This is a genomic window from Rhodohalobacter sp. SW132 (assembly GCF_003390325.1).
In the GTDB taxonomy this organism is placed as follows: Bacteria; Bacteroidota; Rhodothermia; order Balneolales; family Balneolaceae; genus SW132.
Genome location: NZ_QUOK01000016.1, coordinates 1 through 21,587, shown reverse-complemented (window position 1 = coordinate 21,587; position 21,587 = coordinate 1). Strand labels below are relative to the sequence as shown.

Here is a 21,587-nt window from a genome sequence, read left to right as displayed (position 1 = left end):
TGTGATCCATAATTTTTTAGTTGGTTAAAATTCTCAAACCAAAATAGTCCCCGGATCAGGCTGAAAATTGTAAAAATCCGACGTTCTTAGTCTAATTGTTCACGCCATTCCGTTCCTTCTGCTTGTCCGCTGAAAAAAGCTGACGGATGATAGCCCGAAAACTGCTTGAAATCTTTGATGAAGTGGGATTGGTCGTAGTATCCGCATTCGAGGGCAATTTCCGTCAGCGATTTGTTATCAAACTCTGTGTAGTGATCACAGGCTTTTCCGAAGCGTACAAGACGAAGATATTTGACCGGCGTAAAACCAGTGTGCTCTTTAAATTTACGCTCAAATTGCCGTTCGGAAAGATGATAGTACTCAGCTAATTCCCGTACAGAATAAGTTTTGGGTGAATGGATAATATGACGTATGGCTGAACAAACCGGGTGTTCATCAACAGGATTTTGGTGAAAATGGTTTTCAAGAAAAGCGGTCAGAATATTGTAACGTTCTGAATTGCTGCCAGCCAAAATCATCTGTTCCTCCAGCTCTGCTCCGGGCCTGCCGAGGGCAGACGAAAGGTCGGGCATTTGGTCGGTAAGTTCATTTCCCGGCAAGCCAAGTAATTGTTGAGAAGCAAAAGGATATAAATACATACCAAAAATTCCGAACGATTCTTCGGTGATAAACCGGCGGTAATGTTGGGTTTGAGAATGAATCCCGGAGAAAAAAGAAGATGTTCTTTCCCCTGATTTTGTAAGTTCGTCGTACTGTCCCTTGTAATGAAAAATAAGCTCACAGCAGGGATCAGCCATCGAACGGTAAATGTAGGGTTTCGTAATATTGTCTATTTCAAAAACCCAGAAGAACCGGACGAACCCTTTGAGTTTGTCGGAGGGAGAGAGCGTATAATAATTCATGTCTTGGATATGGTGTGATAAGAGAGGCGTGTTATTTCATCCCTTTACAGCGAACTTTGAACAAACCTCTGCTTAAAAGTCTGTATCTCAATATGTTTGAATTTCGTGACTTTTAAAAGCGGACCGAAAAGCGGGATTACTATACCCATCGGATCCGAAATCCAAGGTGAATGTTTACTCATTCACTACGTGTAGAAATCCTTCGTTGCTGAACTATTTTCCATTGTCTGCTTTCCCGTGACCCGTCCAAACTGGGTTGCAAATACAGCGATTTCACTCATTTATTGTTGGTATTAACAGAAAGATAAAAAGTTTGAAATCTTTTGACATAGGGTTGTCAGTACTCATGCTTTTATTTAGAGAGAACTGAATAAAATTGCTATGAAAACGAATGCTGATTCTGAGTATCCAACCCTAACATTTCGAAATCCTGAAGAATTCGAGGATTGGCTTTTTGAACATCATCAGAAAACGGAAGGAATCTGGTTAAAGATTTATAAAAAAGCAGCTGACAAAAAAGGGATTACCCGAATAGAAGCTTTGGATGAAGCTCTATGTTATGGCTGGATTGACGGGCAGGCTAAAAAGCTTGATGAGGAGTCGTATCTTCAAAAATTTACACCACGAAGGTCGGGAAGTTTATGGTCGAAACGCAATACGGAGCATATTGATCGGCTGATAAACCTTGGTAAAATGAAGCCGGCAGGAGTAAGGGAAGTGGAAGAGGCTAAAGCCGATGGGCGGTGGGAAAAAGCCTACGATCCGCCCAGTGAAATGACCGTTCCGAAAGATTTTTTGGAGGAGCTTTCCAAACACCCAAAGGCAAAAGAGTTTTTCAAATCCCTGAACAAAACCAATACCTATGCCATCACCTGGCGTCTGCAAACAGCCAAAAAGCCGGAAACCAGGCAACGAAGAATGAAGAAAATCCTGAAGATGCTATCAGATGGAAAGAAATTTCATTAATCGAAAATCTTCAAATATCAAAATATTAGACCAGCTATGTATTGGGGCCGGCTTCTATGCCTACATTAAAAGAGCCCTGGCTGAAGAAAACTTAAAATTCAAAGCGTGATCATTTCCACCAGGTGATTTTAGTTTTCAATCCCGGCAGGCCGTTTTAAACTTCTCCAGAAGATATTCCCAGCCCATTTCAGAATCCATGGCTTTCCGGTATTCCCTGGCACCCTCTCCGTGATTTTCAAAATCCCGGTGCTGTAATGTTAGCCGTGTTTTTGAATCTTCTGTGCGATTAAAAGTTACCTCAACTTCACTGGCTTTGGAGGGATCAGGTTCAGGGATCCGCTGCGGGCTGATTTGCCACTTAAAAACAATACGTTCAGGTTCATTTATTTCGGTAACACGGCCCCAGTCACATCGGAAGTGATGTGGTCCAATTTCAGTACAAAGTCCGTTTTTCCGGGGTTCAATACTGATTTCTTTAAGTTTTTCGCCCGACCATGTGTACTCTTTAGGCCACCATTCATTCAGGGAATGAGCAAATATTTCAAAAGCTTTAGGGGGAGAAACCGGAATCGTGATTTTCTTATTGACGAAAAGCATAAACCTGTCTTTTTATTATGATTTTATTCAAAAATAGGGGTCTGATACTTCATTATAGAACTTTATATGTACTTTGTACAAAGCCATTATTCCAGGAGCTTGTTTCCAGGTGCTTTAGACGGATGTCTTCCGATAGCGGGCCAAAAAGCGGAATTCCACTGCCAATCAAAATGGGAATTTTTGTGATGGTAAGTTCATCCACAAGCCCGGCTACCAGGAATTTCTGAATCGTTAGTCCGCCATCCAGGTAGAGGTGACTATGCCCAAACTCCTTCAGTTTACGTGCAATTTCCTGGGGTGAACCGGAGAGGGAAGAGACGGTTTTGCTGATCCTGTCAGGAATTTCGATCCCTTTTGTGGTAAGTACAAAAACCGGTTTTTCCCCGTAGGACCATTCTCCTCCAAATGAGAGAACTTTTTCGTAGGTATTTCGGCCCATTACCAAAGCGTCAACTGTGCTCATAAATGTTTCGTAGCCGAAATCTTCTTCTTTTTCTGCTTCACCATGACCGCTGTTATGCAGCCAATCAATATCCCCGTTTTCACGGGCGATGAAGCCGTCCAGGCTGGTTGCGATATAAACCGAAATTTTGCTCATACACCAATAAATTTAATAGAATCCATTTCTATCTGCTAATTCAAAGCCGATATTTGATTAATCAAAAGTAAAGTAGATAGAAATGAAACTTCCCTCCATACCTCTAAAGTATTCATCACAATTACTCCGAATTTTGACGGATTTCATTTTGTCAGTCATGGCACCACCCGATTATATTATGACTCTGTTTCCAGATTCGGGGATTTCTGAATTCCAAAGGGTTAGTAATTGGTATTTTCCTTGCATGGGTGGTAACCTTTGGTGAAATAATCTTCGGAACTTTAATCACAATTGGATATAAGGTGAAATACTGTGTCATTATTAACGCCATAGTTGTCACCATTGGCATATTCCTGATGCATCTGCCGAATGGAAGGTTTTCCGTAGGCCACGGCAGCGGAGGAGTGGAGTATTCCTTGGTTTTACTTGCTGTGTTAATTTATTTGTATAGCGCGTATTCCAACTGAAAGCCGGTGGTTATCTTTGGTCAAAACTCACCATCCACTTTACACCAAATTTATCAGTCAACATCCCGAAGTAATCACCCCAATACATATCCTGCATCTCCATTTCGATCTCTCCCTTGTCAGAAAGTCCGTTGAAGAAATCATCGGCCTGTTGTCTGCTATCTGCTGAAATACAGAGGTACACATTATTGCCCGGTTGAACTTTTTGATTCATGGATTCAAGCGCATCGGTGGCCATAATCATGTTGTTTTCTCCAAAGGGCAGACCAATATGCATCACTTTGTCTTGTTCATGTTCAGGCAGACCATCACCTTCAGGTGTATTTTTAAACCGGGAAATTCCCCCGATGAACTCTCCGCCAAATATGGATTGGTAGAACTTAAAAACTTCCTCGGTATTACCCTGGAAGTTGAGGTATGGGTTGATGGTTGGCATGGCAGTGTTGGTTAATGGTTATCGGTGGAATTGTTTTTCTCCAGGAATTCAGCAAGTCGTGACAGCGTTTGATGTCCGCCTTCAATAGCGCCAAACTCAGCGGCTTCATGTCGTTTTTTGGGTGTTGGGAAGAGCAAGTTCATCTCCACTTTGGTTTTGCCATTCACTTCCTCAAACGTGATGGTTTGTTTGAAATGAGGAGGTTTCCCATCTTTCTTATATCCAGCAAAGTGATCGTACTTGAGCAGCTCCGGATGTTTGATTTCTGTATAAACGACCCGATTGGGATAGTAGGTTCCATCGGGCCCGTGCATGGTGAAAATCCACTCGCCGCCTACATTAAATTCCATGCTTTTGGTGGTGGTTGTAAAGCCGTTGGGGCCCCACCATTGACTAATTTTTTCAGGAGCCGTGAAGGCATCAAATACCAGTTCATGCGGGGTATCAAATTCACGGGTGATGTGTATGGTTCGGTCTTTCATAAAATTATTTGTTAACTCTGTTTGTGTTTTTTGATAAACCATCAAGACACAAAGAGCGTAAGAGTTAATTAGTGTTGTCTGGTTGAAATAGATCGAATTGATTGCCATAAAGATCTTTAAATCCCACGCCATTACCACCCGGAACTTCTTTGGGTACTCCGTTAAATTCAACGCCGCGGATTTTCATTTCCTGGTAATCCTTTTCAATGTCATCACTTTCAAACATAAGTAAAACCTGTCCCCCGCCTTGATTACCAATCAAATTGTGCTGTTCCGGAGTTTTGGATTCGCATAGTTCAATAACGGTTTCATTGCTTTTGTCTGGAGTTACGGTCAGGTATTTCCAGTCATCGCTAAACTCCAGTTCCGTATGCACCTCAAAGTTCAACTGTTGAGTATAAAATCGTTTGGCTTCTTCCAGGTTTTTAACCAGGATGGTGATTTGTAATGTCTGTTTTATCATGGCTTTTTAAAATTATTTAAAGAAGATCTTCAATATGAAATCCGGAAGCTTCTACCAGTCCACGGATTTTCGAGTCATTTATAGGTTCTTTTTGAGTTTCAACCCGCAGTACTTTATCACAATCATCAATGTCAAAACTTGGATCGCTGCCGGGCACATTTAAACGGATTTCATCCAGGATAGCCCTTCCCTGCGAAGGCTCTCTTACATTGGTTTTATAGATCTTGATATTGCAAAAAACCTCTTGATCAAAATTCATTAGTTATCAGTGTTTAGAATTCAAAGGTTCATGATTTTATTGGCTTTACCTTTCCGATCTGTTTATAATAGGAAACAGGTGTTGCAATTGTTCATTTCTAAGCCAGAGGGCACCCCATGCCAGTATTCCAAGGAAAACTGGAAAAAGAATATGAGAAAAAAGCGGATTATCGAGACGAAGATGTGTGGCAATCGCTCCGCCCCAGTATCCGGTTAACAGAACAGCTCCAAGTATTGACGTTCGGGGAACGGCGTACAGTATGATGGAAATCAGTCCGAGGACGCCTATGATCGCAATATGATGTTCAGCATAACCCAGTTCAAGTGAACCCTGCACCACTTCTTCAGGTTGAATGAATTTGAAGATGCTGTCCATCAGCATAAACAGGATGACAATCCCGCCCATAATTCTCGCCGACCAAAGGCGGCTTTTTGAAAGTTGATGATTCGATGTCATAATATGAACAGAGTTATGTTAGTTTTTGAATTGTATTTCAGGATGTTTTTTTTGAAATTATCTTAGATTGCCTGTCATCCTTGCTGTTGCATTTCAACCGGGTTATCATTCTCGGCTTCAAGGATTGGCGTACATATGGATTTTGGTTAAAACCAAATTTGGATATTACTCCAAATATGTATGAATTTTGGGATACTTGAGGTTTGTGTTTGCGACAATCACAAGGGGCAAATGCGACATTGGAAACAACCCTCCAAGGGTTGTGAACCCTTGGAGGGTTAAACTTATTTTGGCTCATAGTGCAGTAACACTATTCCGCAATCAAAAGCACGGGTCTGCACCAAATTCAGGCTTTGGTAATCAGTGAGTTTACCAAAAATGGGCATTCCGCTGCCGATGGCCACCGGGTTCACAAACAGGTAAAACTCATCAACCAGCTCGTGTTTAACCAGGTTTGATACAAAGGTAGCCCCGCCGTAAGCAATAATTTCGCGGCCATCCTCTTGCTTCAGTTGAGTGATTTCATCCACCAAATCACCTTTTACAAGATCGGTATTTTCCCATTTCGATTTTTCCAGCGAGTGGCTGAATACCACTTTTGGGGTTTCGTTGAATTTCTTGCCTGATTCCTGCTCCGGATTATCGGGATCTTCGGCCACTTGGGCCCAGTACGGGATAAAGCCTTCAGCCAGTTTTCGGCCCATCACAATGCAGTCCACCGGGGATGTGATTTTATCTGCAAACTGTTGCAGTTCGTCGTCCCAGTCCCAGGTCATCCAGTCTTGTTGGCCATCGGGACCGGCAACGAAGCCATCCGCAGTAATTTGTACTTGTAGTTTGAGGGTTCTCATAGGATTAATTTTCGTCGGTGGATTCTTTCTGTTTTTAATTGAGATGGATCACTCGGCCAGTTCAGCTATACTGTCCTGATGAGACATATTTACCAATTGCAGGTATTTATCCCGGTGGTCATACATTCCCCATAAGAGGACAAGGAAGATCGCCATTGCCAAGGGTAATCCGGAAGGAGCGACCGTAAGGTGAATCATAAGTATCCCAATGATAACCGGGAAGAGTATGATAGCTCCAAGAGCCCTGAACCGGGGGAAAATAAATAACAGGCCTCCGATTATTTCAGCAATGGCTACAAGAGGCAACAGCCAGCCGATTTCTGCTATAGCTGCGTTCATATGTGCTACTTGCTCAGGCAAATCATCAGGCACAGGGATATATTGGAGAAATTTATTCAACCCGGCATTGATGAACATCAAACCAACAAGCTGACAGGCAATATTTTGAATGATTTTCTTCATAATGGATCATAAAATTGGATTGGGTTTTAATTGATTAATAAGACCTCCAAGGTTTTCTCCTAAAGGGATTGCTTCGCGAAAAACCCTGGAGGTCTGAATGTAATTATTGGATTTCAGCCAGATAATCATCCACCCGGTCCAGTGAACTATCCATACCTTCGGCCATGCCCATTTCTACAATTTTATCGCGTTCTTTGTTGGTGTCAAAATTCACAGTTATGCGTTGAGTTGTTTTGCCATCGTGTTCCTCAAACTTTACTTGGATAATCATGTTGGGCATATCGGGTACCACATTTCCTTTCGCATCTGTAAAGTGATCTTTATATGCAATGGTATCCGGCTCTCTTATTTCTTGATAAATGGCCAATCCCCAGGATTCATCCCCTTCGCTGGGACCGCGGAGACAATATTTCCATTGGCCGCCTTTTCGGAAATCTAATTCACATTCATCCATCGGCCATTCTTTTGGCCCCCACCAGTGTTTCAGGTGCTTGCAATCGCTCCATATCTTGAACAGGAGAGAAGGAGGAGCGTCAAAATTCCGGGTTAATATGAGTTTTTGATCTTCAAGTGTTTTAGCTGTTTTCATAATATTTCCTGGATCCTATTTTGGTGATAGATTAGTTTGTTGTTCATAATCAGACCTCCAAGGTTTTAGAAACCTTGGAGGTCTTATACCTAATTATTGAATGGATGATAAATCTTCATCCATACGTTTCCTCGAACTGTTCCTGCCTTCGACCATGCCCATTTTGACCATTTTCTTGCGTGTTTCAGGAGTATCAAAAAGAGTGGTACTTACCTGTCGGGTTTTGCCTTTTCCAGTACTTTCAGGAGTTTTGTGATGGCCTGCAGGCTCATTCCAAGGCTCGGTCAGATCCGAGACGATTTTTTCACCCGTGGTTAAACCGGAGAGAATGGCCCGGTGAGGCGATCGGCTAACGCATGAAAGGTGGAACTGAGTTGACCTGCTGGCATGAACATTACTTTGTTTAACTAAATAGTTAATTAACTGATTGGTAAAGTAGAGTCTGTTCTGATATTTGTCAATAGTTTTTTTTGTGAGCTTTTGAAGCAGGTATTGTTTTGAATTGAAAATGTAGTTATACTTGGTAAGTATTTTACTTTTCAATTAAAATTCAAGTAAATGGAAAATATATCAACTTCCCTCAAGTTCTTTTTAAATCTAACAATGACCCAGGCACTCATTGCCCGGCGCTTTGATGCCCGCTTGAGTTTTCATAGTCTCAGCCTGAACGATTTCATGATTCTGTTTCACCTTAGCCAGGCGCCGGACGAAAAGCTTCGTCGAATTGACCTGGCCGAGAAAGTGGGTTTGTCGGCTTCGGCTATCACCAAAAAAATCAGTCCGCTGGAAAAAATCGGGATGGTTGAAAAAGAAGCCAATGCACGGGATGCGCGCGTTAGTTTAGTGAAACTGGCCAAAGGGGGAAAACGAATTCTTGAGGAAGCAATGAGCAGTGCAGAAATGGCTGCCGAAGAGTTGTATCCCAAAGAAAAAGAACAGAAGCTGGAAGCATCTAACCAAGTGCTGATCGAACTGGGAGGATCCGTTCGATAACAGACTTTTGAGGATTTGCACGAACCAGATCAAAAAAAATCAAGGATTCGGAAGCGTGTAATGAGTCAAAATTCTAAAAAGAAGCGTTCTTTAGATTTAGAGGTAGCCCCGATTCTTTTATAAAACCGTATAGCACCTGTATTAAAATCCGGAGTCTGCCACTGAATGAGATTACATCCCATTTTTTGGCTTTCTTCTTTAATTCTATTCATAATCTGTTCTCCAATGCCATAACCGCGGGATTTTTCATTTAAGAACAGGCAATCCATATAGATATAAAAATCAGCATCCCAGGTGGCGAATTGTTTGATATAGGTGGCATAACCAACCACCTCATTATGTACTTCGGCCACCAAACAATTAAAATGGGGTTGATCGCAAAACAAATGTGTTTTGAGTTTTTCCTGTTTCCCGGTTTTGTCATATTCGGATTTCTCGTATAAAGCATGCTGATGGCATAATTCAACGATTTCAGCAAGATCGGTTTCCTTAGCAAATCGGATAGTGGCTTCTGTCATCTTTACCTGAATTTAAAATATATTGTGAATAAATATTTGAGATGCTAAAGGATAATAAAATCAGCCCATTTTTTATGAGGATGAATTTTCTGACTTAACCTCAATTACATAGGATGTCATTTCCCTGATCTTAGGATTTTTGAATCCGCTGAATGTATAGACATCACAAAAAGCATACTGCACGCCGTTTTTGGACTTCATGATACCATTTACAGAAGCGTCTTTTCCGTGAGTGATTACTTTATCGATTTCCAATTCCAACGGTTCATCACCCTTCATTTTTTTAAGGGCTTTGGTGAAGGCTTCTTTTCCTTCTACTTTGAAATCACCTACTACCGACCATTTAATTGAGTCTGTCACGTGATTGATTACGAAATCTGTATCGTTACGGGCAAATGCCTCATTGAATTTTTCTAAAAGTTCCTGGTTTTTGGTTTTCATGGTCATCCTAAATTTGAACCCCTGGAGGGTTTAAAACCCTCCAAGGGTTGAGAAAGTTAATATTATTCTTCCACCGGAATCCAAATTTCAATAACACCCTTTCCTTTTTTGGTGTCGAAATTCTCGGCTCTATGTTGATTCGTCGGGGTAGTTTCATATTCATAAAATAATTTCTGAATGGCACAACCCCCGAGACGAAGCTCGGGACAAGCCGGTGGTTTAACCAACGGGATGCCTTTGACCTGGCTACTTGCCGCCTGCCCCGATTTTTTCGGGGACACCAAAAAGTAACAGGCTAAAGTAATTGTTGCGATCACACGATTTTGTGCTACATACAATATAGAATAGAGCCTTAATTTGAAGGAAAAAAATGACTACTTCTCCTGTACAATCGCCAATACATTGCCGGCCGGATCTTTAAACCATGCGATATCCGGCCCCATATTTTCCTGAAGTCCACGGAGCACGCCTTGTTCATCTTGTGGTAAATGTTCGTTTTGATAATGTTCGAATTGTACGCCATGTTGCTTCATGGATTTCATCACTTCATCAATATCATTCACCACAAAATTCAGCACTGTAAAAGTAGCGGGCTGATGTTCTGCTTTGGGATAAATAAAAACACGATGATTATCTTTCAGTCGGATTGATAATCCCATATCTCCCGATTCCTCAACGCCAAGTCCGAGCGTTTCCTGGTAAAATTTCCAGGCTTTCGGTAACTCATCTACCGAAAAACTGCTGAATGTATGGTTGTATGTAAGCATTTTTTTGTCCTGTATTCAGACCTTGGAGGTTTTGAAAACCTCCAAGGTATCTGGTTAATGTTTGAGTTGATATTTCAACATCACAACGTCGCCCGGGAAAGTCTGATAATCCACCCATTTCAGCTCATTGAAATGCCGGTGTAGTTCATCGCCCGGCTTGATACAGCTAATATTTCCATCGGCATCTTCAATGTATCCATCAAGGGAGGTCAGTTGTGAGTAAATTATTTTTAGCATTTAAATAAGGCATTATTAACCGAACTCAGGTCAATAGTATGTGCTCTGATTTTTAAATTATTCCCAGTCTTCTCGTTTAAGACGGTACACCAAACAAACATCCTCCCCAAACCGGCGCTCTTCTAAAAACCGGAATCCAAGCCGTTCATAAAACCGGTGTGCATCTGTATTGGATGCGAGCGGGTCGATGAGTATTGTTTTCACCTCCTTATTCGTAAAGCATTTTTCAATCGCGAGTTTCATCATTTGTGAGCCGTAACCTTTACCAAGATCGGATGCTTCTCCAATCCAGATATCGATTGCACGATATCCTTCCTCGATTTCTCCCCAGTAACGGCTCTCTTCCCGGGCGGGATCAATAATTTGTATAAAACCGATCGGCCGGCCGTTCAGCTCCGCGATCAGCTGTTCCCGCCAGTCGGGGTTGTTCAACAACTCGGTTTCCCATTCCCAATCATCACTGGGATCAGCTGCGATTACGTGGGGTTGTTGATCCCAGTGGCGGAGTAGTTCCAGATCGGTAATATCAGCAGGCCGGAGTTTGATCATGTTAGTGCTGGTTTATAGGTCAGCATTACAGCACCCGATTGGAATTTCCTCGCACTCTTAAACTGAAGCTTACTCTGAGGTGAATCAGTTTTGAAAAGGGGAGAGCCATCACCCAGAATGATTGGATTTACGATAAGCCGGTATTCGTCAACCAGGTTTTCAATCAGCAGAAATTTTGTAAGTTCAGCTCCTCCATAACATGCAATATCACGTCCCGGTTTTTCTTTTAGCTTTTTGATTTCATTCCGGAAGTTATCCCGGATGATGTGTGTATTATTCCAGGAAGCTTCTTTCATTGTTGTTGATACCACATATTCCGGCAATTCATACAACAGGCGTGCCGTTTCAAAATGGAGAGAAGAATTCTCTGATTCCTTCAATTCTTCATAGACATTTGGCCAATAATTGAGGAACACGTCGTAGACTTTTCTGCCAAGCAATATGCCATCGACAGAACGAAGTGTTTGATTGGCGTATTCCTGGTACTCTTCATCAGCCCGGTGCCAGTCGAGTTCGCCGTTTGGCCCTTCGATGCAACCATCTACTGAGATCATCATTTTTAGAAAGAGTTTACGCATAGGATTACCGAAATAGATTAAATCAGTTTTTACCTGTTTTCATTGTAGAAAAGATTGAATTTATGCCCGTCCGGATCAGCAAAAACACAAACGTGATATCCGTTTTCATCGTAGAATTCTTTCCTGTCAATATTCGAATCGAAGAAAATAAATCCGCCGGCTTTTTTTATTTCCTCTATCCATACATCAAAGTCATTTTTACTTTCTGCCGATAGAGTAAACATGATCTCGTTTCCCTTTCTCAAGTCTGAAAGTTCTCCCTCCAGACTCGTCTTCATTTTTTCCTTTTCAAAAAAGTGGATAACAAATTCATCATCGCTGAACAGGAAACTCACCAGATCTTTTGTGGGGCTGCCATTCAGCTTGAACCCCAGCGCCAGGTAAAATTCCTGTGTCCGGTTGATGTTTTCTACTCCATAATTCGCCCAGATTTTTTTTGGTTTCATTTCATTCATGGTTGTTTTTTTGTTGCCAACTGTACTGCAGCCGAACCACACCACAATCAAAACTGCGGGTTTCGGTCAGTTTTAAAGCCAGGTTTATTTCCTTCGGAAACATCGGACGGCCTCCGCCCAATATTACCGGGTTTACATAAATCAGGTATTCATCCACCAGTTCGTTCCGGATGCAGGTTTCTGCCAGGGTAGCACCGCTCAGGGAGAGGTCATCACCCGGGTCCTGTTTTAGTTTTTTGATCTCTTCAACCACATTTTCGCTGATTATCACAGAGTTGAAATCCGCTTTTTTCAGGATTTTGGAGAAAATGTATTTGGGTTTTTTGCGCCATATCCCGGCGAATTCGCGGATGTAATCGGGTGCTTCGGGATCTTGATCTGCTGTAGGCCAGAAAGTGCACATATCCTCAAAAAGCATGCGGCCAAACAGGTAAGCTCCTTTGGCAGCATCTTCTTCGTTGAAATGGCGGTGGAGTTCGTCATCCACAATGGCCCACTCGCTGGATCCGTTTTTGTCTTCGATGAATCCATCGAGAGAGGCCATCATGGCGTAGGTTAGTTTCCCCATGATCTATTTGTCGCCGTAGTTTATCATCCACTGAATGCCGAATTTATCCGCAAACATGGCAAATTTCTCTGCCCAGTCGGTTTCATCGAGTGGCATGATTACCTTGCCGCCATCAGAGAGTTTGTTATAAATCTGTTCCGCTTCCTCGGCACTTTCCGGTTCGAGTGACAAATAGTAATTACCATTTTCTTGCATCGTTGCTTCATGTCCGGTTCCGGAATCTGATGCCATCAGAATCTGATCTTTACCGGCAATGGTCAGGGCAACGTGCGCCAGTTTGGTTTGATCTTCATCCGGCATTTCTGATGTACCCGGCATTTCGCTGAACCGCATCTTAAAGATTTCTCCACCAAATACGGTTTGATAAAATTCAAACGCTTCTTCGGCATTACCGTTGAATATGAGATAGGGATTGATGGTTTTCATGAGTAATAAGGTTTTTTTTTCGGTTTGATTGGGTTCTTTCACTTGTTTGTTATCCCGTGAAATATACCATCCACTGGATGCCAAATTTGTCGGTCAGCATACCAAACTGTTTGGCCCAGCCTGTGTTTGCCAGGGGCATTTGGATGCTGCCGCCGGCCGATAATCCGCTGAACAGGCGTTCGGTTTCTTCTTCGCTTTCGGTTTCGAGCTGAATGTAGAAGTTATTCCCGGCTGCATGGTTTTCGCGGGAGGATCCCAGTACATCCGAACCAAACAGCATCGTGCCTCCGCCAATTGGCAGCATCACATTGGCTATTTTTTCCAGGTCATCGCCGGTGGCTCCCATGTTATCATCAAGGTTTTTATAGCGGTCGATCTGGAGTTCGCCGCCGAACACAGACTGGTAAAATGTGAAAGCATCTTCGGTATTTCCATTAAAGTTGAGATAGGGGTTTACTGATTTCATAGGTGGTTTTTTAGGTTGATGTGTAACCCTGATCAGAAAGGCAGTGTTTCCAATCGGAGGTTTTTCTGTTTGAAAATGTGTTTAACGGTCTCTTCATTAAAATTTCCATTGCTGGTCTCAATACGAAGTACATTGTCGCAATCGTCCAGGTCAAAACTGATTTTACTGGATGGAATTTCGCGAGAGATGAGTTCAGCGATGAGTTTCGCATCGGTTTCGTTATCTACTGAGGTTTTGTAAACGTGGATGGTTGGCATGGCGGTTGCCATAAGTTTCTATTTTCATTTTATAACCCTCCAAGGGTTTGAAACCCTTGGAGGGTTTAATTAATCGTATTGGTCATGCCGGCGTACCCAGCTCATGAAGGGGCCGTCGCTGCGCCCTTTGGGTTTTTCCCAGGCTTCCTGGCGCCCGAGGGCTGTTAGATCGAGCCAGTTATAGGTGCCGAGCAGCAAGTCGCCCCCTCGCGCATATGAGGAGTAAGTGTGAAAGATTGTTTCCCCATCGCGGAGAAACACACTGGTGCCGGGGACCTCCGCCGTTTTTCCATTCAGACTTTTTACCAGTTCCGGTTTTTCAGTGTAATTGTATTCGCTTGAGCCTTTTTTCTGGTTTATCGATGCATGGAAATCGTAGTTGAAGTCACTTTCGTGCGAAGAGTACCAGGGCAGGTTCCAGTCCAAACGTGTTTTATAGGCCTCAAGTTTTTCAAGCGGGGCTCGTGAAACCAGTGCGAGTGTGGTATTTCGGGCATGCAGATGAGAAAGGTGGCCGATGTTATCAACCAAAAAAGAGCAGCTCGGGCAGCCTTCATCCCAATCAGGATGGAACATAAAATGATAAATAATGAGCTGGCGGCGGCCTTCGAACAGGTCAGAAAGGTTGAGTTTGTCGTCCGGTCCTTCAAATGTATATTCCTTCTCGATTTTCACCATCGGCAGACGGCGGCGCTTGGAGTTTAATTCATCTCGTTGTTTTGTAAACTCTTTTTCTTGTATCAGAAGCTCTTTTCGTTCTGCAAGCCACTGTTCGTGTGTTACAATTTTGGGAAATTCAGGGTTGAATGTACTCATCGATTCGGGTTTTGATTTTTACATAATGGTTAAAGAATTTATTTACTTTATTTCATAACTGGAAAAAATCCACCCTTTCTTAAAACTGCGGGTTTCCAGGAGATTCAATTCGGTTCGGGGGATCTTTTCAAAAAACGAATCTCCGCCGCCAAGTATAACGGGTACTGTCATCAGGTCAATTCTGTTCAGAAGGCCGAAGTTCAGGGCCGCGATTGTGAGATCACTGCCACCGATCAGGATATCACTGGATGCCTTCTGTTTGAGTTCGGACAGTGCATCGGCAGTAAGCTCGGGCAACACTGTATATTGATCGGGGTCAAGCCCCGAAAGCTGTTTTGAAATGACGGTTTTGTGTGTTTTATTCCAAATCCGGGTATACTTCTGAATTACCTCAAGCTTGGATTCCGGCCCAGAAGGATTTTCCCACCACTTCATGATCTCGTATGTGGAGTCATCATAAATGTGGTTGGAGAAAGCCGCGTGCCGCTCATTCACAAATGAGAGGATCTCATCATCAGGATTATGAAAGTCGATTTTGCCGTCTCGGTCGTTGATTCGGCCATCAAGGGAAATAAATGGAAAGTCAATGATTTGTGTCATGAGTCGTATATTTTGTGGTTTTGATATGCTCAGCAAGCACCGGCAGCCCATCCGAAAAAGCATGATCATTCCCGTTCAGTTTATGGATAGAAGCCGTTGGGATGAGTTTTTGGTAAACATCCGCATGATCAACCGGCACCACAGGATCATTCAAACAGTGATACAGATGGATCCCGGGAATTGCAGGCAGAGTTTTTGAAAAATCATGTCTCAGTGTAAAGTCTTCCGCTTGCCATCCTTGCTTTCCCCAATAAGGCGGTGCAACAAGAAAAAGGCCGGCTATTTGCAACTCGCATGTTTCTTCAGACAGGTATTTGAGCAGGGTTGACCCGCCCAGGGAATGGCCAATCAAAAAAACAGGGTTTGTCAGTTTTGGAAATTCCCGGTCAACCGTTTCTTTCCACATCTGATAGGTCGGAGCATCGGGTTCTTCAATAATCGGTTCATAAATCTGGTATCCATCACCAAGTTCATTCCGCAACCATTGCACAAAATCGTAACTGCCTCGCCCGGATCTACCCTGCGGTCCGCCACTATGCGCAAAAAAAATCTGTTTATTCATATGATCTCTGATTATTGAGTACTGACACACTGAAAAACTGAATACCTGTTCACTGGTAACTCATGGGTTCTTTGCCAAACGCTCGCCTTAAAATTCCGATCTGCCCGATGTGATACGCCTGGTGGTGGCTGATGAAAGCCCACAACTGACCGATATTTTCTGAGACCTGGTCAAAAGGTGAAGGCGGTTTTAGATTGAGATCATCTGCTTGCAGCTCTTTCAGGCCGCGCAAGGTTGGTTCGTGAAGGTGATTCCACTCTGTCTTTATCTCTTCAAGTGAGGGATAGGCAAATCCATCTTTAGCCTCTGATTGTCCCATCACGGCAAACAGGTCATTCCATTTTATATCCGGTTTAAGTCCGGCAATGGCTGCAATCCCATACTGGGAATTTAACAGATGGCCTGCCAGATATTTCACATGGTTAAGCTGTGGGAATCCAGTCAGCCTACGGTTGGATTCTTCATCCGTAAATCCTTCCAGAACATTATTATATAAACGGTGATGCAGATCGAACTGAATCAGGAGCGGTTCAGGAATTTGTAAATTCTTCATATTATTTTTCACAAAGAGATTTAAGCTTTTCAAGCGCTTTCGGCCAGGTTTCCAGGAACATATCCTTGTATTCATCTGAGGTATCCAACTCTACTAATACCTCGGTTTTACCGTTGATTTCCCTGAAGATGTAATTTTCAAGTGCTCCGGACCAGTTTTTTACAGCCTCGCTTGTAGTATCTTCTTTGCCATTTTCGACAAAACCAAGATGCTCGATCGAGACATATTCATACTTTCTGTTTTCTTTGATCCGGCTTACCATTCCGCTTGTCTTTCCGGTTTTGTCGGGTGCCAGAAAATATAGTTTACTGCCCTGATCCCAATTTCCTTCATAGAATGATCCCGGCATAAACACGCGGGTCCACACCCTGTAGGTTTTTTCGTCAAGCATTGTATCCCAAACCATTTCTTTCGGCGCGTTGATAGTGATTGAGAAATGTAATTTTTCCATGATGTATGCATTTGATTTAAGTTGAATAACACACTTTAGTTTGCTTTTTCCTTTGGTTTAAATGACAACCCCTCTTCTTCAAGCGATTTTCGAAAAACGGGCAGTGAAGCTTTTCCAATTCCGTGGATTTTTAAGATCTCTTTCTCCGTATAGGAAGATAATTTTTGGATGGTATCTATCCCGTGATGAAGCAATGCATTTCTTGCGGGATTACTCAACAGTGCTAAAAATCCGGAAGCCGGTTCTTTCAGTTTTTCACAAGTCGGACAGGTTGGACAGTCGCTTGATTTATAAAAGGAGTGTCCGTTTTTGCATTTTTTCAAAGTTGGCTTTGTCTTCATAATTGCTGTGGGATAGTCTGTTTATTGGTTGAATAACTATATATGAACAACAATACGGCCAGCAGAAGCAGGCTGTATTCCACTCCTCCGCTGCTTTGTCCAACAGTAAACCATCCCTGGGGGAGATGGATCAAATAGATCCCTGTGATAATGATTATGCCGTGGAAAAGGACACAAATTCGGGTTTTAAATCCCACAGCAAGGCAGCTTCCAATTACAATCTCACCGATGGTAATTGTCCAGGCGAGAGGAAGGCCGATCAGAAATCCCTGGTGATTGAGAAACTCCCCAAAGCCATCCACGGTGCCGTAATAGATACGTGCAGCACCATGTGTGATAAAAATGATACCTGTGATGGCCCTGAGTACTATAAAAGCGTAGCGTTGCGGAACATCGGGGAGTTTCATAATTGCGATTGTTTTGATTTTGAGTTGTTAACGATCCGTTTGATCATAGGCGTCCTCAAGCTCAGAAATGATCAGCTTCTTCATCGGAAGAAAGGTTTGTGTCACCCGATCCACCTGCTTTTTTGTGCCTTTGCTCATCATCTTGTCCATTATTTTTGGCACAATTTGCCAGGAGACCCCAAACTTATCTTTAATCCATCCACATTGTTCGGCTTCTGGTACAGCGGATAGTATGTCCCAGTAGTGATCAATCTCCTGCTGATCGTCACAATAAACGATCAGGGAAATCGCTTCATTAAAACTGAAGGGATGATCATGTGCACTTTCCATAATCATAAAAGTTTGATTCTCAAGTTTGAATTGTGCGTGCTTTACATTCCCTTCCTTGTCAGGGGATTCATCTTTTCCAAAGCGAAGGATGCCATCAACCCCTGAATCCGGAAAGAGAGAGGTGTAGAGATTTAGCGCCTCTTCAGCCTTTCCGTACTGATTACCGGTGAACATCAGGCAAGGTGTGATATATTGGCCGCCGGTATCTTGTTTATCGCCCAGCGAAATCTGCCAGGTGATGCCATACCGATCCTGCAGCCAGCCGTATCGTTTGCTCCACGGATAGGCATCAAGCGGGATTATAATTTCTCCGTTCTCCTTCAGCTCATTCCATAAGCGGTTTACTGCCTCCGCAGATTCAAGCTGTACAAAAAACGAAATTGAAGGATTGGGCGTAAACAAAGGTCCGGCTGATATGGCCATAAACTTATGTCCCAGGAGCTCAAACGTAACCGAATCCACGTCTCCGGACGGCGTATCGTGATGTGTGGTGCGGCCTGTCATATTTGAATTCCCGCCAAAAACGGATACATAAAATTCGGATGCTTCTTTGGCCTGATTATCGAACCAGAGGTGAGGTACTATTTTTTGCATGGTTTCAGGGTTTAGTTTACAGTGATCTAGAACCCTCCAAGGGTTTTCGCAAAGCGATCCCTTCGGGACAAACCCTTGGAGGGTTAAATTCTCAAAGATTCCGATAATACTCTTTCTGTGCTTTAGTCAGATTCTCCATCATTGTGGTTAATGTAGTCCGCTGAATTTCCGGCGCATGCTTTTCGAGGAATTCCAGCAGACGCTCTTCATCCTGTTTACCCGCATGGCGCACCCAGGTACCTATCGCTTTTTGCACATATTCGTGCTCATCATCCAGCAGTAATTCGGCCAGTTTGAATGTGTCGTCCAGTTCGCCCTTTTTAATAAACCAGGCGGTGCTTACAATGGCGGTTCTTCGTTCCCAGGGATTATCCGATTTGGCAAGTGTATATAAAATGTCCCGTGGTTTTTTATAATCGTACAGGTACATGCCAATGACCCGCGGTGCAGCACGGTCCATAAAATCCCAGCTGTTGAGCCGGTCGTGCCTGTTTAGATAAAGATCAAATAATTGTTTACGGAGCTCTTCTGGTACACTTTTTTTGCGAACTCTGAAATCCATAATGCTAACGGCACCCATTCGGGCCTCGTAGTATGGATTGTCGAGCAGTTTTGCGATCTCATTAACCGGCATCTCCTTAAACTCTTTGGCCAGATCGAAGATGATTTTCATTCGTACGCCCATCACACGATTTTCAGAATCGTCTGCCTTGAAGTAGCGGCGGATCTTCTTACGCTCCTTATCAGACTGATTCGTCTTTAACCGGTCGATAAAATTTTCTGCTATAGGTTTCATCATTTACTTCAATTTATTTTGCACTTTCATCAACCTGGAAAATCCCAAACGTATTTCCCTCGGTGTCGATGAAGTACCCTTGCCAGCACACGCCGGGAACCGCGAATTTTGGCAGGGCGGTTTTGCCGCCGTTTTCTAAAATGTTTTCTGCTGTTTGATCGAAATCATCCACTTCAATGGAACAGACAAAAGCATTTACCCCACATTCGGCAGGAGGGATATCGGCTGGCCGTTTCAGTAAACCTCCCGCGGTTCCACCGGCGTCTATTCGCCGATATTCAACCGGCAAGTCTTCACCGGTTTCATCAACTATCCATCTAAAAATTGTTGAGTAAAATTTTGCTGCTCTATCCAGATCATCAGCATGTATTTCGAAATATAAATGTCCGTTCATAGCTTGATCAGATTTATTTGATATCTCTGATAATTCGATACATCTTTAAGCATCCCAAGGGATTAAACATTAATTTAAGAGATCGTCACAGTTATAAAAGGGGGAATTGCGCCAATCCTGCGGGTTGATTGCGACAGTTCGCTTTAATAGATTTTTACCATGAAACATGTTTCCATCCTCATACCTCATGGCCATACCAGTCTGGTGAATATTGCCGGGACCCACCAGATTTTTAACCAGGTGAATAACCTCGCTGAGAAAACCATATTTAATGTTCACCTTGTTGGATTGACGACAGAATCGAAGCAGGATACCGGCCTCTTTACGGTCTATGCTGACTCTACAATAAGTGATGTGAATAAGACGGATCTGATTATTATCCCTGCAATTCATACAGAACAGCACGAAGGAATTGAGAGGAACCGGGAATTTATTCCATGGATGATCAGTCATTATGAAAAGGGTGCGGAGCTTGCCAGTTTTTGTATCGGTGCCTACCTGCTGGCAGCAACGGGACTTTTGAAAGGAAAAAAGTGTGCCACACACTGGGCTCATGCGGCGAATTTCAGGCAGATGTATCCCGATGTGGACCTGGTGGATGATCGGATTATGACAGCTGAAGACCGAATTTACACCAGCGGCGGGGCCTATTCCTATCTGAACCTGCTGCTCTACCTGATAGAAAAAAACGCGGGAAGAGATGCCGCGATTCTGGCTTCAAAAATGTTTATGATCGATATCGACAAAGAAAGCCAGTCCCCGTTTATTATTTTTGAAGGACAAAAAGAACATGGTGATGAACTGGTAATTAAGGCGCAACAAGTCATAGAGAAACAGTATCGGGAAAAGATGACAGTGGGGGAAATTGCCGATAAACTGGCTTTAAGCCGGCGAAGTCTGGAGCGAAGATTTAAAAGAGCAACATCAAATACAATTGTTGAATATATACAGAGAGTAAAGATTGAGGCGGCAAAGAAAGAGTTTGAGTCATCACAAAAAAATGTCAATGAAGTGATGTATGAGGTAGGCTATTCTGATGCTAAATCATTCAGAAATCTGTTCCGCAGTGTAACAGGCTTAACGCCGATTGAGTACAGAAAGAAATATAAAAAAAGAGTAGCGAAATCGGTTTGATAGAGAAGAAGGGGGGGTAAACGGAAATTATCTTTCTGAGCACTTCGGTACGAAATAAGGAAGATGGGTGAAATAAAAAATGCCAGCTGTCTCCAGCCGGCATTTTTAATATTTGTACCGCGTACGGGATTTCCCCAAAGGAATCCCTTCGGGAGAACCCGTGTGCCAGCTTAATTTTTGATATAAAACTTAGCCAGATTACGGTGCATGTACCGCGTACGGGATTTGAACCCGTGTTACCGCCGTGAAAGGGCGGCGTCCTAAACCCCTAGACGAACGCGGCATATCAGTAAAATGGGGAGCCCGATGGGAATTCCCCGAAGGGATCCCTGTGGGAGAACCCACGGCCTCCGAGGCCGTTTGAAACAATATGTGGGAGCCCGATGGGAATTGAACCCACGGCCTCCAGGGCCACAACCTGGCGCTCTAACCGACTGAGCTACGGGCTCCATGTAAAAAACCAGTAAAAAAGAGAGAGTATCGTGACAGTATATCTCGATACTTGTGACTCGCTACCTTAATACCAATGTTGTACCGCGTACGGGATTTGAACCCGTGTTACCGCCGTGAAAGGGCGGCGTCCTAAACCCCTAGACGAACGCGGCTTATCAAAGAACAGTGTGTCAATAAACAGTAAAAAACTCTGAACTGTTTACTGACACACTGTTGTACTATTATCGGATATTTTGAGGCGACAGGCGGACTCGAACCGCCGTACGAGGTTTTGCAGACCTCTGCCTAACCACTCGGCCATGTCGCCAATCAACACTCAATTACGGTCTATTGCCCGACAGGAATCGAACCGCGGAAGCACTGCTTTCGCAAT

At 43.3% G+C, this 21,587-nt stretch carries 38 protein-coding genes and 4 tRNA genes; 4 read left to right on the top strand and 38 right to left on the bottom strand.

Going from position 1 to position 21,587, the window contains the following annotated elements:
• Nucleotides 1-86: 86 nt before the first annotated feature.
• Complete coding sequence (locus DYD21_RS20350; protein WP_116038860.1) at nt 87-902, bottom strand: helix-turn-helix domain-containing protein; 816 nt, start codon at nt 900-902, stop codon at nt 87-89.
• 381 nt (nt 903-1,283) lie between these two features.
• Between DYD21_RS20350 and DYD21_RS20345 the strand changes: the two genes are divergently transcribed.
• Complete coding sequence (locus DYD21_RS20345) at nt 1,284-1,868, top strand: YdeI family protein (RefSeq protein WP_116038859.1); 585 nt, start codon at nt 1,284-1,286, stop codon at nt 1,866-1,868.
• 135 nt (nt 1,869-2,003) lie between these two features.
• Here DYD21_RS20345 and DYD21_RS20340 read toward each other — a convergent pair whose 3' ends face one another.
• Nucleotides 2,004-2,465 (bottom strand): SRPBCC family protein, encoded by a 462-nt coding sequence (locus DYD21_RS20340; protein ID WP_116038858.1) that lies wholly within the window; start codon nt 2,463-2,465, stop codon nt 2,004-2,006.
• Between the two features lie 52 nt (nt 2,466-2,517).
• Nucleotides 2,518-3,063 carry a dihydrofolate reductase family protein gene (locus tag DYD21_RS20335; protein ID WP_116038857.1) on the bottom strand — a complete coding sequence of 182 codons (546 nt, stop codon included), beginning with the start codon at nt 3,061-3,063 and terminating at the stop codon, nt 2,518-2,520.
• Between the two features lie 194 nt (nt 3,064-3,257).
• Between DYD21_RS20335 and DYD21_RS21565 the strand changes: the two genes are divergently transcribed.
• Nucleotides 3,258-3,530 (top strand): DoxX family protein, encoded by a 273-nt coding sequence (locus DYD21_RS21565; RefSeq protein WP_370051365.1) that lies wholly within the window; start codon nt 3,258-3,260, stop codon nt 3,528-3,530.
• Nucleotides 3,531-3,540: 10 nt separating this feature from the next.
• Here DYD21_RS21565 and DYD21_RS20330 read toward each other — a convergent pair whose 3' ends face one another.
• From DYD21_RS20330 to DYD21_RS20290, 9 genes are all read right to left on the bottom strand, one after another.
• Complete coding sequence (locus tag DYD21_RS20330; protein ID WP_116038856.1) at nt 3,541-3,966, bottom strand: VOC family protein; 426 nt, start codon at nt 3,964-3,966, stop codon at nt 3,541-3,543.
• A gap of 11 nt (nt 3,967-3,977) precedes the next feature.
• Nucleotides 3,978-4,448, bottom strand: coding sequence for an SRPBCC family protein (locus tag DYD21_RS20325; protein ID WP_116038865.1), 471 nt, complete (start codon nt 4,446-4,448; stop codon nt 3,978-3,980).
• A 64-nt stretch (nt 4,449-4,512) separates the two neighbouring features.
• On the bottom strand, nt 4,513-4,911 hold the full coding sequence (locus DYD21_RS20320; protein ID WP_116038855.1) for a VOC family protein: 399 nt from the start codon (nt 4,909-4,911) through the stop codon (nt 4,513-4,515).
• Between the two features lie 16 nt (nt 4,912-4,927).
• Nucleotides 4,928-5,170 (bottom strand): hypothetical protein, encoded by a 243-nt coding sequence (locus DYD21_RS20315; protein ID WP_116038854.1) that lies wholly within the window; start codon nt 5,168-5,170, stop codon nt 4,928-4,930.
• Nucleotides 5,171-5,215: 45 nt separating this feature from the next.
• Nucleotides 5,216-5,626, bottom strand: coding sequence for a DoxX family protein (locus DYD21_RS20310; protein ID WP_116038853.1), 411 nt, complete (start codon nt 5,624-5,626; stop codon nt 5,216-5,218).
• 284 nt (nt 5,627-5,910) lie between these two features.
• Complete coding sequence (locus tag DYD21_RS20305) at nt 5,911-6,477, bottom strand: dihydrofolate reductase family protein (RefSeq protein ID WP_116038852.1); 567 nt, start codon at nt 6,475-6,477, stop codon at nt 5,911-5,913.
• Nucleotides 6,478-6,525: 48 nt separating this feature from the next.
• On the bottom strand, nt 6,526-6,939 hold the full coding sequence (locus tag DYD21_RS20300; RefSeq protein ID WP_116038851.1) for a DoxX family protein: 414 nt from the start codon (nt 6,937-6,939) through the stop codon (nt 6,526-6,528).
• 103 nt (nt 6,940-7,042) lie between these two features.
• Entirely contained in the window at nt 7,043-7,528 is a 486-nt protein-coding gene (locus DYD21_RS20295; RefSeq protein ID WP_116038850.1) for an SRPBCC domain-containing protein, read from the bottom strand.
• A gap of 93 nt (nt 7,529-7,621) precedes the next feature.
• Nucleotides 7,622-8,071 (bottom strand): hypothetical protein, encoded by a 450-nt coding sequence (locus DYD21_RS20290; RefSeq protein ID WP_116038849.1) that lies wholly within the window; start codon nt 8,069-8,071, stop codon nt 7,622-7,624.
• Between the two features lie 15 nt (nt 8,072-8,086).
• Here DYD21_RS20290 and DYD21_RS20285 point away from each other — a divergent pair, with 15 nt between their 5' ends.
• On the top strand, nt 8,087-8,521 hold the full coding sequence (locus tag DYD21_RS20285; protein WP_199535622.1) for a MarR family winged helix-turn-helix transcriptional regulator: 435 nt from the start codon (nt 8,087-8,089) through the stop codon (nt 8,519-8,521).
• A 65-nt stretch (nt 8,522-8,586) separates the two neighbouring features.
• Here the strand turns inward: DYD21_RS20285 and DYD21_RS20280 are convergent, their stop codons facing one another.
• The 22 genes from DYD21_RS20280 to DYD21_RS20175 form a co-directional block, all read right to left on the bottom strand.
• Nucleotides 8,587-9,039 (bottom strand): GNAT family N-acetyltransferase, encoded by a 453-nt coding sequence (locus tag DYD21_RS20280; RefSeq protein ID WP_116038848.1) that lies wholly within the window; start codon nt 9,037-9,039, stop codon nt 8,587-8,589.
• Nucleotides 9,040-9,111: 72 nt separating this feature from the next.
• A complete protein-coding gene (locus DYD21_RS20275) occupies nt 9,112-9,480 on the bottom strand; it encodes a nuclear transport factor 2 family protein (protein WP_199535621.1) in 369 nt (122 codons plus the stop codon).
• A gap of 62 nt (nt 9,481-9,542) precedes the next feature.
• Nucleotides 9,543-9,797 (bottom strand): hypothetical protein, encoded by a 255-nt coding sequence (locus DYD21_RS20270; protein WP_147303664.1) that lies wholly within the window; start codon nt 9,795-9,797, stop codon nt 9,543-9,545.
• Nucleotides 9,798-9,854: 57 nt separating this feature from the next.
• Entirely contained in the window at nt 9,855-10,247 is a 393-nt protein-coding gene (locus DYD21_RS20265; RefSeq protein WP_116038845.1) for a VOC family protein, read from the bottom strand.
• Between the two features lie 54 nt (nt 10,248-10,301).
• Entirely contained in the window at nt 10,302-10,484 is a 183-nt protein-coding gene (locus DYD21_RS20260) for a hypothetical protein (RefSeq protein WP_116038844.1), read from the bottom strand.
• Between the two features lie 57 nt (nt 10,485-10,541).
• The gene (locus DYD21_RS20255; protein WP_116038843.1) at nt 10,542-11,033 is read right to left on the bottom strand and encodes a GNAT family N-acetyltransferase; all 492 of its coding nucleotides are present in this window, start codon (nt 11,031-11,033) and stop codon (nt 10,542-10,544) included.
• Nucleotides 11,030-11,611 carry a dihydrofolate reductase family protein gene (locus DYD21_RS20250; RefSeq protein WP_116038842.1) on the bottom strand — a complete coding sequence of 194 codons (582 nt, stop codon included), beginning with the start codon at nt 11,609-11,611 and terminating at the stop codon, nt 11,030-11,032. Before DYD21_RS20250 ends, DYD21_RS20255 begins: the two co-directional genes overlap by 4 nt.
• Before the next feature lie 29 nt (nt 11,612-11,640).
• Complete coding sequence (locus DYD21_RS20245; protein ID WP_116038863.1) at nt 11,641-12,057, bottom strand: VOC family protein; 417 nt, start codon at nt 12,055-12,057, stop codon at nt 11,641-11,643.
• 1 nt (nt 12,058) lies between these two features.
• Nucleotides 12,059-12,634, bottom strand: coding sequence for a dihydrofolate reductase family protein (locus DYD21_RS20240; RefSeq protein ID WP_116038841.1), 576 nt, complete (start codon nt 12,632-12,634; stop codon nt 12,059-12,061).
• A 3-nt stretch (nt 12,635-12,637) separates the two neighbouring features.
• Nucleotides 12,638-13,060, bottom strand: coding sequence for a VOC family protein (locus DYD21_RS20235; protein WP_116038862.1), 423 nt, complete (start codon nt 13,058-13,060; stop codon nt 12,638-12,640).
• Nucleotides 13,061-13,109: 49 nt separating this feature from the next.
• Nucleotides 13,110-13,526: a VOC family protein gene (locus DYD21_RS20230; RefSeq protein WP_116038840.1), complete on the bottom strand. Its 417-nt coding sequence runs from the start codon at nt 13,524-13,526 to the stop codon at nt 13,110-13,112.
• Nucleotides 13,527-13,558: 32 nt separating this feature from the next.
• Nucleotides 13,559-13,795 carry a hypothetical protein gene (locus DYD21_RS20225; RefSeq protein WP_116038839.1) on the bottom strand — a complete coding sequence of 79 codons (237 nt, stop codon included), beginning with the start codon at nt 13,793-13,795 and terminating at the stop codon, nt 13,559-13,561.
• A 57-nt stretch (nt 13,796-13,852) separates the two neighbouring features.
• Nucleotides 13,853-14,599 (bottom strand): DUF899 domain-containing protein, encoded by a 747-nt coding sequence (locus DYD21_RS20220; protein ID WP_116038838.1) that lies wholly within the window; start codon nt 14,597-14,599, stop codon nt 13,853-13,855.
• 42 nt (nt 14,600-14,641) lie between these two features.
• Nucleotides 14,642-15,199 (bottom strand): dihydrofolate reductase family protein, encoded by a 558-nt coding sequence (locus tag DYD21_RS20215; RefSeq protein ID WP_158607386.1) that lies wholly within the window; start codon nt 15,197-15,199, stop codon nt 14,642-14,644.
• Entirely contained in the window at nt 15,183-15,761 is a 579-nt protein-coding gene (locus tag DYD21_RS20210; protein WP_116038836.1) for an alpha/beta hydrolase, read from the bottom strand. The genes DYD21_RS20215 and DYD21_RS20210 overlap by 17 nt, the downstream gene beginning before the upstream one ends.
• 49 nt (nt 15,762-15,810) lie before the next feature.
• A complete protein-coding gene (locus DYD21_RS20205; protein ID WP_158607385.1) occupies nt 15,811-16,314 on the bottom strand; it encodes a DinB family protein in 504 nt (167 codons plus the stop codon).
• A gap of 1 nt (nt 16,315) precedes the next feature.
• The gene (locus tag DYD21_RS20200; RefSeq protein WP_116038834.1) at nt 16,316-16,765 is read right to left on the bottom strand and encodes an SRPBCC domain-containing protein; all 450 of its coding nucleotides are present in this window, start codon (nt 16,763-16,765) and stop codon (nt 16,316-16,318) included.
• A 35-nt stretch (nt 16,766-16,800) separates the two neighbouring features.
• Nucleotides 16,801-17,106 carry an RNA polymerase alpha subunit C-terminal domain-containing protein gene (locus DYD21_RS20195; RefSeq protein WP_116038833.1) on the bottom strand — a complete coding sequence of 102 codons (306 nt, stop codon included), beginning with the start codon at nt 17,104-17,106 and terminating at the stop codon, nt 16,801-16,803.
• Nucleotides 17,103-17,513, bottom strand: a complete 411-nt coding sequence (locus DYD21_RS20190) for a DoxX family protein (protein WP_116038832.1) — start codon at nt 17,511-17,513, stop codon at nt 17,103-17,105. The genes DYD21_RS20195 and DYD21_RS20190 overlap by 4 nt, the downstream gene beginning before the upstream one ends.
• A 27-nt stretch (nt 17,514-17,540) precedes the next feature.
• Nucleotides 17,541-18,437, bottom strand: a complete 897-nt coding sequence (locus tag DYD21_RS20185) for a VOC family protein (RefSeq protein ID WP_116038831.1) — start codon at nt 18,435-18,437, stop codon at nt 17,541-17,543.
• 91 nt (nt 18,438-18,528) lie between these two features.
• Entirely contained in the window at nt 18,529-19,236 is a 708-nt protein-coding gene (locus tag DYD21_RS20180) for a DNA alkylation repair protein (RefSeq protein WP_199535620.1), read from the bottom strand.
• A gap of 10 nt (nt 19,237-19,246) precedes the next feature.
• Nucleotides 19,247-19,627, bottom strand: a complete 381-nt coding sequence (locus DYD21_RS20175; RefSeq protein ID WP_116038830.1) for a VOC family protein — start codon at nt 19,625-19,627, stop codon at nt 19,247-19,249.
• 159 nt (nt 19,628-19,786) lie between these two features.
• On the opposite strand from DYD21_RS20175, the gene DYD21_RS20170 reads away from it, so the two are divergent.
• Nucleotides 19,787-20,761, top strand: a complete 975-nt coding sequence (locus DYD21_RS20170; protein ID WP_116038829.1) for a GlxA family transcriptional regulator — start codon at nt 19,787-19,789, stop codon at nt 20,759-20,761.
• A 210-nt stretch (nt 20,762-20,971) separates the two neighbouring features.
• Here DYD21_RS20170 and DYD21_RS20165 read toward each other — a convergent pair.
• From DYD21_RS20165 to DYD21_RS20150, 4 genes are all read right to left on the bottom strand, one after another.
• Nucleotides 20,972-21,044 (bottom strand) — tRNA-Glu (locus tag DYD21_RS20165).
• A gap of 92 nt (nt 21,045-21,136) precedes the next feature.
• Nucleotides 21,137-21,210, bottom strand: a tRNA-His gene (locus DYD21_RS20160).
• 83 nt (nt 21,211-21,293) lie between these two features.
• Nucleotides 21,294-21,366, bottom strand: a tRNA-Glu gene (locus tag DYD21_RS20155).
• Nucleotides 21,367-21,450: 84 nt separating this feature from the next.
• Nucleotides 21,451-21,521: transfer RNA gene (locus DYD21_RS20150), tRNA-Cys, on the bottom strand.
• Between the last annotated feature and the right edge of the window lie 66 nt (nt 21,522-21,587).